This is a genomic window from Parabacteroides sp. merdae-related_45_40 (assembly GCF_001915675.1).
On the sequence record NZ_MNQY01000112.1, the window covers coordinates 104,022 to 113,345 of the forward strand.

Consider the following 9,324-nt stretch of genomic DNA (forward strand, 5'->3'; position numbering starts at 1 on the left):
AATATATGATGTATACAAATGACAATAGAATAGTAATGACATTGGATGCGGGAGGAACGAATTTTGTTTTCTCTGCCATCCAAGGAGGAAAAGAGATAGCCGATCCGGTAGTTCTTCCGGCATGCGCGGATTGTTTAGATAAGTGTTTAGGCAATTTGGTAGAGGGTTTTAAGGCAATTCAGGCAGGCTTGCCGGAAACTCCGGTCGCTATCAGTTTCGCTTTTCCCGGTCCGGCAGACTATCAAGCCGGTATCATAGGCGATTTACCCAACTTCCCCTCTTTCCGGGGTGGAGTAGCGTTAGGACCGTTTCTGGAAGATATATTCGGGATACCGGTATTTATCAATAACGATGGGAATTTATTCGCATATGGAGAAGCGTTAACCGGAGCCCTTCCGGATATAAACCGCCGTTTGCGGGAGGCAGGAAGCATGAAGCAATATAAGAACCTGCTGGGAGTCACCTTGGGTACCGGTTTTGGTGCCGGGGTTGTCATTAATCAAAAGCTTCTATTGGGAGATAATGCGGCAGGAGGAGATATCTGGTGTTTTCGGAATAAGAAATATCCGGAGTATATCGTAGAGGAGAGTGTCAGCATACGTGCGGTCATGCGAGTATATGCGGAACGATCCGGTGATACGGGAGTGCATACTCCGAAAGAGATCTTTGAGATCGCCGAGGGTATTTGCCCGGGTAACCGGGAGGCTGCTATTACGGCTTTCTCCGAATTAGGGGAGCTAGCGGGGGATGCGTTGGCGTCTGCCATTACTTTAATCGATGGCATCATCGTGATCGGTGGTGGACTATCGGGGGCTTCTAAATATATTCTCCCTGCTTTGTTGAAAGAATTGAACTCATCTACCGGTATGATGGATGGAAGTCGTTTCGGCCGATTGCAAATGAAAGCTTATCTTTTGGAGGATGCGGAGAGTTTCGCTGATTTCGCTAAAGGAGGAGCTGTCGAGGTACCCATTCCGGGTACCAATCGCAAGGTAGGGTATGATCCTTGTAAACGGATAGGGGTGACCGTAAGTAAACAAGGTGCTAATCGCTCGATCGCTATGGGAGCTTATGTTTTTGCGTTAAACCATCTATCTAAAGGAATATGAGACAAAAATATAGTATAGGACCTGTATGGTTCCTGATGTTTGCGTGTGCTTTCTTCACATCCTGCGTGACACAAGGCAAGAAAGTTCAGCAAGATGAGCTTAGCCAATATGTAGAACCTCGGATCGGTACGGCGCATTGCCGTTGGTTTCATTTTACCCCGGGAGCGATGCCTTTCGGTATGGCCAAGCCGGCTCCTTCTACGAACGGGCATATCGGGAATAAATCCGGTTGGGAGGCGACCGGTTACGATTATCGGGATCAATCGATCGAGGGTTTCCCCTGCTTGCATGAGTTTCAGATCGGTGGAATCGTACTGATGCCTACGACGGGTTCATTGAAAACAATTCCCGGGGCGGTAGACGACTCGACAGGTATAGGATACCGTTCCCGTTTTGATCGTGCGGACGAGATCGCTACCGCCGGTTATTATTCCGTTCTCCTAAAAGATTACTCGATTTGTGCGGAGCTTACCGCTACCCCTCGTGTCGCTATTCAGCGTTATACATTTCCGGCCGGGGAGGATAGCCATATCTTGTTCGATATAGGAAACCGTCAAGGAGAGAGCGGAGCTGTACGGGATGCTGAAATTACTTTTACGGAAGACGGGCGTATCGAGGGCTGGGTGATTACCGAGCCTGAATATGTGAGGAAATATCAACCCGGGGCATCGGTTCCTTTGTATTTCTCGGCGGTGCTGGACAAGGTTCCCGTTGGATTTGGCGCTTTCAACGGAGCGGATATCCGTCCGGATGAACGGAAAGCGACGGGCGTGGGGGCCGGACTTTATCTGACATTCCGTACCCAAGATCAAGAGTCGGTAACCGCTAAAGTAGGTCTTTCTTATACATCCGTGGAGAATGCCCGGTTAAATAGGGAGACTGAGGCCGCTACCCTTACGTTTGACGAGGCAAGGGAAATATCTCGCCAAACATGGGAAGAATATTTGGGACGTATCCGGGTAGAGACTCCAGCGCGAGAGGATAAGGTGAAATTCTATACCGGTTTGTATCACGCTTTATTGGGGCGTGGGTTAGCTAGCGATGTGAATGGCGCTTATCCGAGAAATGATGGCTCGGTAGGACAAATCCCTTTGAAAGACGGGAAACCGGTACATAACTTATACAATACCGATGCCGCTTGGGGAGCGCAATGGAATCTGACACAGGTTTGGGCTTTGGCCTATCCGGAATATTATTCGGATTATATAAGTAGCCATTTGTTGGTGTACAAGGACGCCGGCTGGCTGGCGGATGGAATCGCTAATAGCCGTTATGTCTCCGGGGTTGGTACGAATTTATTAAGTACGATTATCGCTGGCGCTTATCAATGTGGCATCCGGGATTTCGATGTGAATACGGCTTATGAGGCTTGCTTGAAGAATGAGTTGGATGGGGAGAATCGTCCGTTGGGCGCGGGAAAGATCGATACCCGTTATTTCGTGGAATATGGTTATGTACCTCATTTGGATAAAGGGGACGGGCCGGACGAGGCTTTCATGTTTTCCGCTTCCCATACCTTGGAATATGCTTATAGTGCGTGGGCCGTGGCCCAATGGGCGAAGCAACTGGGTAAGACGGACGATTATAACCGTTTGATGGACTTATCGAAAGGCTGGGAGCGTATCTATGACCCTTCCTGTAATTTTGTTCGTCCTAAAAAGAAGGATGGTACGTTTATCGAGGACTTCAATCCGATGCAAGTATGGCGCGGATTCCAAGAAGGTAACGCTTGGCAATATACATTCTATGTACCGCACGACGCGAAAGGCTTGGTCGCTAAAGTTGGTGCGGACGTGTTTAACCATCGGTTGGATAGCATCTTCACGGTGTCTCGTAAATTAATCTTTAGCGGAGGCACGGAAGTAGGGGCTTTCGCCGGTTTGCAAACCTTGTATAACCAAGGAAATCAACCTTGTTTGCACATCTCTTGGATGTTCAACGAGGCCGGTCGTCCCTCGCTTACGCAAAAATGGGTGCGGGCGATCTTGAATGAGTTCTATGGTACGGATGGCATCCACGGTTATGGCTACGGACAAGATGAGGATCAAGGCCAGCTCGGGGCTTGGTACGTGATCTCTTCCTTAGGCTTATTCGATATGAAAGGCTTGACGGATCAAGCGCCTTCTTTCGCTTTGGGTAGTCCTTTGTTCGATAAGATTACGATCCGGCTGAATGACCGCTATTATAAAGGGAAGGAATTCGTGATCGAGACTCGTAATAATAGTAAGCAAAATGATTACGTGCAATCCATGGACTTAAACGGGAAACCATTGACGGATACTCGTATTCCTTTCTCGGAGATTGTTCAAGGTGGACATTTGGTTTTAGAAATGGGTAACCAACCAAAAGATCGATATGAGAACTAAAAGTACGAACTCCGCTATATTCCCGATCCTTTTCGGCTTTTTCGTGATGGGATTCGTGGATGTCGTGGGAATTGCCACGAATTATGTGAAGATGGACTTTGGTTTGTCCGATACGTTGGCGAACCTATTGCCCATGATGGTCTTTCTTTGGTTCGCCCTGTTCTCTGTCCCTACCGGTATCTGGATGGGACGGCACGGGCGTAGGAATACGGTGGTCGTAGCCTTGGCTATCACAACCTTGGCGATGCTGATACCTCTATTCTTCTATGACTTTGCTTGTATCTTGTTTGCGTTCGCTTTGCTGGGAATTGGAAATACGATCTTGCAAGTGTCCTTGAATCCGATGGTAGCGCGGGTGGTAAATCCGGATAAAGTAACGAGCGTGCTTACTTTAGGGCAGTTTATTAAGGCGGTATCTTCCTTCTTAGGGCCGATTATTGCAGGTATAGCTTCTTCTTTCTGGGGAGATTGGAAGTTGATATTCATTGTCTATTCGGTGACTACCTTGTCATCTATCATCTGGTTGATAACGACTATTCCGGGTAAAGAGGAAGGAGAGGGGCAAGAAGCCTCGTTCGCCTCTACGTTAGCTTTATGTAAAGATGCTAGGATACGGATGCTTTTCTTGGGGATTCTGTGTATTGTCGGGATCGATGTCGGTCTGAATACGACGATCCCTAAGCTATTGATGGAAAAGTTATCCATGCCGTTGCAAGAGGCTGGATTAGGGAGTAGCCTTTATTTCGCCGCTCGTACCGGAGGTTCTTTCCTGGGGGCTATATTGCTGGCGAGGATCTCGTCACGACCCTTCTTAAGGGGAAGCATGCTTATCGCTATCCTTGCTTTCGTAGGATTGCTTATCTCGGATAGCTTGTGGGGCATGGGCGTTATGATCGTACTGGTTGGCTTGGCTTGCTCGAATGTGTTTTCGATCCTGTTCTCTTTTGCGTTGGAACATCGGCCGGAGCAATCGAACGAGGTCTCGGCCTTGATGATTATGGGTGTATCAGGAGGCGCTTTGATTACGCCTTGTATGGGAGGCATAGCCGATATGTTCGGACAGGTAGCCGGCTTGATGCTATTATTAATATGTATGTTGTATATAGGACTTATATCAATAAAAACACGATAAGATGAAAAAAAGAACTTATTTATCAGCAGGATTGGCTTTGTTGATCGGGACATTGTCGGTTCATGCGTCTCCGGGATTATCGGATGTCAAGAGCCGTGTATTACCGGCGGTTTATAAATCGAAAAACGGACTGACCCAAAAGGTCGAGATCTCCGTAAAACATGAAGGAGAACCTTCTACAGTGACGATCCATTTAGGCGAGCAAAGCCATAAAGAGAAACTGGTGTCCGGGGATAATGTATTCCGAATCGAGATACCCGAGGTTAGCACGACTCGCCAATTACCGTTGACGTTGACAAGTGGGAAAGAGAAAGAGGAAACTACGGTGACCGTAAAACCGGTTCGACATTGGCAGATGAATATGGTGCAACACACCCATACGGATATCGGTTATACCCGTTCCCAAATGGAAATCTTGGCAGAACAGCTTCGATACATTGATTATGCGTTGGATTATTGTGACGCTACGGATAATTATCCGGATTTCGCTAAGTTCCGTTGGACTTGCGAGATCGCTTGGGCGGTTAGCGAATATTTGAAATGTCGTCCTGCGGAACAGATCGCTCGCTTGAAGCAACGGGTAAAGGAAGGCCGTATTGAATTAGCAACGATGTTCTTGAATTTTGACGAATTACCGGATGAGCAGACACTTGCCGCTTCTCTTTATCCGATCAAGCAATTCAGGGAAAATGGGATGCGTGCCGAGGTAGCTATGCAAGACGACGTGAATGGTATCGGTTGGTGTTTCAGCGAGTATTTCGCAGATGCCGGCGTGAAATATGTGAATATGGGAACCCATGGTCATCGAGCGTTGATCTGCTTTGATAAACCTACGGTGTTTTGGTGGGAATCACCTTCTGGGAAGAAGGTCTTGACTTATCGTGCGGAGCATTATCACTATGGTAATTTTTTCGGGATTCATACAGATAACTTTGACCAGTTTGAGGAGCGTGTTTTAACTTATTTAGGTGAAATGGAAGCGAAAAATTATCCGTATGATATATTAGCGGTGCAGCATTCGGGATATCTTACGGATAATGCGCCCCCTTCGACTAAAAGTTGCGAGATGTTACAGAAATGGAATGAGAAGTATGAATGGCCGAAATTACGCACGGCGGTAGCCAGTGAGTTTTTTAAGACGGTAGAGAGCCAATATGCGGATCATATTCAGACTATTCGTGGAGCTTGGCCGGATTGGTGGACGGATGGTTTCGCTTCCGGTGCCCGTGAAGCCGCCATATCTCGTGTGACTCATTCGGATATTATCGCGAATCAAGCCGGATTGTCATTTGCTAAAATGCTAGGCGCTCAATTGCCGAAAGACATCAATGATCGGATTCAGGACATCAACAAAGCTCTTTTGTTCTATGATGAGCATACTTTCGGGCATAGCGAGAGCGTACGTAACGCTTATGGACTGGAAACTTGGGAACAACGCTCCTTGAAACAATCGTATGCGTGGGAAGCCTATCGCCATTCCGGTTTGCTGGGAGAGGCTACTATGGGTATATTACAATCATTCGTGCCTAAAAGCGACGTTCCGTCTATCGCTGTATTCAATACGCTCAACTGGAGTTATAGCGGTATCGCTAAAGCTTATGTCGATCATCAGATTCTTCCGAAAGACAAGGCTTTCGAGATCGTGGATGCGGCTGGCAACGTAATTCCCGCACAAGCTGGCGAAAGCCGTTCCGACGGTACCTATTGGAGCTTTTACGTGAAAGATGTCCCGGCCTTGGGATATGCGCAGTATTATATAAAAGTAAAGGATGCGCCACGTCCGGAAATACAGGGCGCAACGGAATTAAAAGAGACACATGTGGAGAATCCTTGGTATGCCATCGACTTCAATACCCGTAAAGGTACGATTCGTAAATTATATGATAAGGATTTGAACAAACAATTGGTTACGCCGGATGCGGAATGGGAGATGGGAGAGTTTATTTATGAGATTATCGATAGCCGTCATCCGATGGAACAATATCGTGCTCCCCAATTCCTCCGCCGTCGTCCCGAGAAGATGCGTTTCGAGAAATATGAGAAAGGCGATGTTTGGGATACATATCGTTTTCGGGGAGAGACAGTAGCGGGACGTGAGCCGAATAATTTGATGGTGGAATTCCGTGTATTTAACGTAACAAAGAAAATCGAGGTAGTTTATCGCTTGCGTAAAAAAGCGGTAACAGATCCGGAAGCGGTTTATATCGCTTTCCCGTTTGAGGTTGAAAGCGGTAAGATCCATTTGGATGTACCCGGCGGATCGATTGAGGCGGGTGTAGACCAAATCCCGGGCTCCTCTAACGATTGGTACACGGTGCAAAACTTCGCTACGGCTCGTAATGGAGAGTCACAGGTCGTGATGGGTAGCCAAGAAATACCATTAATGCAATTTGGGGCGATCAATACGGGGCGGTATAAGGCCGGAGCCGTACCTCAGTCCACGAATATGTATTCATGGCCGATGAACAACTATTGGGTAACCAATTTCAATGCGGACCAAATGGGAGAGATGCAATGGAGTTACTTCATCAACTCTTCGAAAGACAACACTATTGAGTATGCGACTAAGTTCGCTTGGGAAAACCGGATTCCGTTCTTGACCCGTGTTTTGCCTGCCGGAGATAAAAAGGTGGAGCCTCTTCAATCGGCTTCCATTTTCAAGATCGTACCGGAGAATTTGTTGTTGGTAAACATGAGGCCTGTGGAAGGCGAGAATGCTGTTATGCTTCAATTGCGTGAGATAGGCGGGAAGCCAGCTACTTTCTCCGTAACTTCAGATAAAATTAATTTTGTGAAAACTACGGTTTGTGATGTCGTTGGAGACCCAGTTTCGGGGAATCCGTTGAGTTTCGCTCCGTGGGAGAATAAGTTTATAAAATTATCTTGGTAGCATGGTAGGGGCGGGGTTTGCCCGCCCTTATCCAGTTTGTCTTATGTTTGTATATTGAATGTTTTGATAGGATTTAATCCCAAATAAATCGGTATTATTCTAAGCAGAAGACTTGCTTGTGTTAGAGTGATGGGTGAAGAGTGTCATGAGAGACTCTGTTTCGGGTAATGCCTTATTGGATTTCAAGCCTTGTGGGAATAAGTCTATGGCGCTTTCTTGGTAGAAATATTGTAGATAATGTGGTTCTTCTTTTATTTATAAAGGAGGGCTAAATTTTTTCATATTATCCAGTCTCTGAATACATTATCTGTTTTTTTCATAGAAGCCATACTAGTGCCATTTTCGCCTAGCCTTGAATCTCAATAAATTTAACATTTGTTTATTGTAACCAATTTAAAGTGTTTTTACTGTTAATATTTGATAGTTAATTATTTATGTGATAGAAAGACGATGATACTATTGTAAGTCCGTACGGAACAATATATTTTTAGTACATTTAAGGGCTGATATTCTTGGTTTCAAGGGGTGATTTGTGATAAATGTGTTATTTTTATTAAAAAAATACTATAGATTTAAGTCTAGTTTACAAAAAAAGTTATACATTTGCCCAGTTTTTAATGATATAGACCATGAATGGCGCACTAGTTCCGTACGAACTATGTCTATTCTACAATATAATATTACATATAAATGTAATCAATCTAAACTTAATTTAAAACAAGAGCAAAATGACAAAGAATGAATCTAAGCTATTATCCCTTCAAGGGATAGCTAAAGCCTCAGCGTTCTGTTTGCTGCTTTCTGCCTTCTCTGTAGACGCCGCTATGGCCGTTCCCGCTTCCGCAGGTACGGTTGATGAAGTGATGGTCGTACAGCAGGGTAAGAAAGTGACAGGTATGGTTGTTGATGGTGCTGGTGAGCCTGTTATTGGCGCTAACGTGGTGGTGAAAGGCACTACAAATGGTACGATCACGGACTTCGACGGTAATTACTCGTTGGAAGGCGTGTCCGCAAATGACATCTTGGTGGTATCCTATATCGGTTATTTGTCCCAAGAGATCCCGGTGGAAAATCAATCTTCAATAAAAGTAACTTTAAAAGAGGACACTCAAACTTTGGACGAGGTTGTAGTTGTAGGTTATGGTACGATGCGTAAGTCAGACGTGACCGCTTCTATCGGTGTGGCTAAAGGAGACGACTTGACAAAGAATCAAAACTTTAGTGCGCTAGACAACTTGCGCGGTAAGGTATCTGGTGTAAACATCTTCTCAAACTCCAGCCAGCCGGGTGCTTATTCTAACCGTGTCGTTATCCGTGGTATGGCTACTATCAACGCTTCTTCAAACCCTCTATATGTGGTAGACGGTGTTGTTATGGAGAACTTCGACTTGGTGAACCCGAATGATATCGAGTCTATGGAGGTCTTGAAAGATGCTTCCGCTGCCGCTATCTACGGTGCTCGTGGTGCCAATGGTGTTATCATGGTAACTACGAAGCGTGGTAAGAAAGATGGTGAAGGTGTACAGGTTAGCTATCAAGGATCTGTCAGCGCAAGCCATATCGCTCGTAAGATGGATACGATGAACGCCCAAGAGTGGTGTGACGCATTCATGATTGGTCTGGAAAACGAGAATAAGTGGCAAGGTAAAAATTGGTCTTTGAACCGTGCTGATTGGTTTAATGATTCAGATTTCTTTGATGCAAACGGTAATCCTCTGTATGATACGAATTGGCAAGATGAGGCTACTCGTACCGCGGTTTCTCACAACCATCAGTTGAATATCCAACAAGCGGGTAAGAGCTCTTCAATGGGTGCTTTCTTGAACT

At 45.9% G+C, this 9,324-nt stretch carries 5 protein-coding genes; all 5 read left to right on the forward strand.

Going from position 1 to position 9,324, the window contains the following annotated elements:
* Positions 1-5: 5 nt before the first annotated feature.
* The gene (locus BHV83_RS13385; RefSeq protein WP_005866408.1) at positions 6-1,109 is read left to right on the forward strand and encodes an ROK family protein; all 1,104 of its coding nucleotides are present in this window, start codon (positions 6-8) and stop codon (positions 1,107-1,109) included.
* Positions 1,106-3,475 carry a GH92 family glycosyl hydrolase gene (locus BHV83_RS13390; protein ID WP_250788834.1) on the forward strand — a complete coding sequence of 790 codons (2,370 nt, stop codon included), beginning with the start codon at positions 1,106-1,108 and terminating at the stop codon, positions 3,473-3,475. Before BHV83_RS13385 ends, BHV83_RS13390 begins: the two co-directional genes overlap by 4 nt.
* A complete protein-coding gene (locus BHV83_RS13395; protein WP_122145321.1) occupies positions 3,465-4,607 on the forward strand; it encodes an MFS transporter in 1,143 nt (380 codons plus the stop codon). Before BHV83_RS13390 ends, BHV83_RS13395 begins: the two co-directional genes overlap by 11 nt.
* Before the next feature lies 1 nt (position 4,608).
* Positions 4,609-7,497 (forward strand): glycoside hydrolase family 38 N-terminal domain-containing protein, encoded by a 2,889-nt coding sequence (locus BHV83_RS13400; protein WP_286757613.1) that lies wholly within the window; start codon positions 4,609-4,611, stop codon positions 7,495-7,497.
* 728 nt (positions 7,498-8,225) lie between these two features.
* Positions 8,226-9,324: SusC/RagA family TonB-linked outer membrane protein (locus BHV83_RS13405; protein WP_286757614.1), on the forward strand; the 1,099-nt coding region annotated here is incomplete at its 3' end.

Coding starts and splice junctions, on each gene's coding strand:
- BHV83_RS13400 (WP_286757613.1), top strand. CDS start 4,609: ATGAAAAAAAGAACTTATTTATCAGCAGGATTGGCTTTGTTGATCGGG.
- BHV83_RS13390 (WP_250788834.1), top strand. CDS start 1,106: ATGAGACAAAAATATAGTATAGGACCTGTATGGTTCCTGATGTTTGCG.
- BHV83_RS13395 (WP_122145321.1), top strand. CDS start 3,465: ATGAGAACTAAAAGTACGAACTCCGCTATATTCCCGATCCTTTTCGGC.
- BHV83_RS13385 (WP_005866408.1), top strand. CDS start 6: ATGATGTATACAAATGACAATAGAATAGTAATGACATTGGATGCGGGA.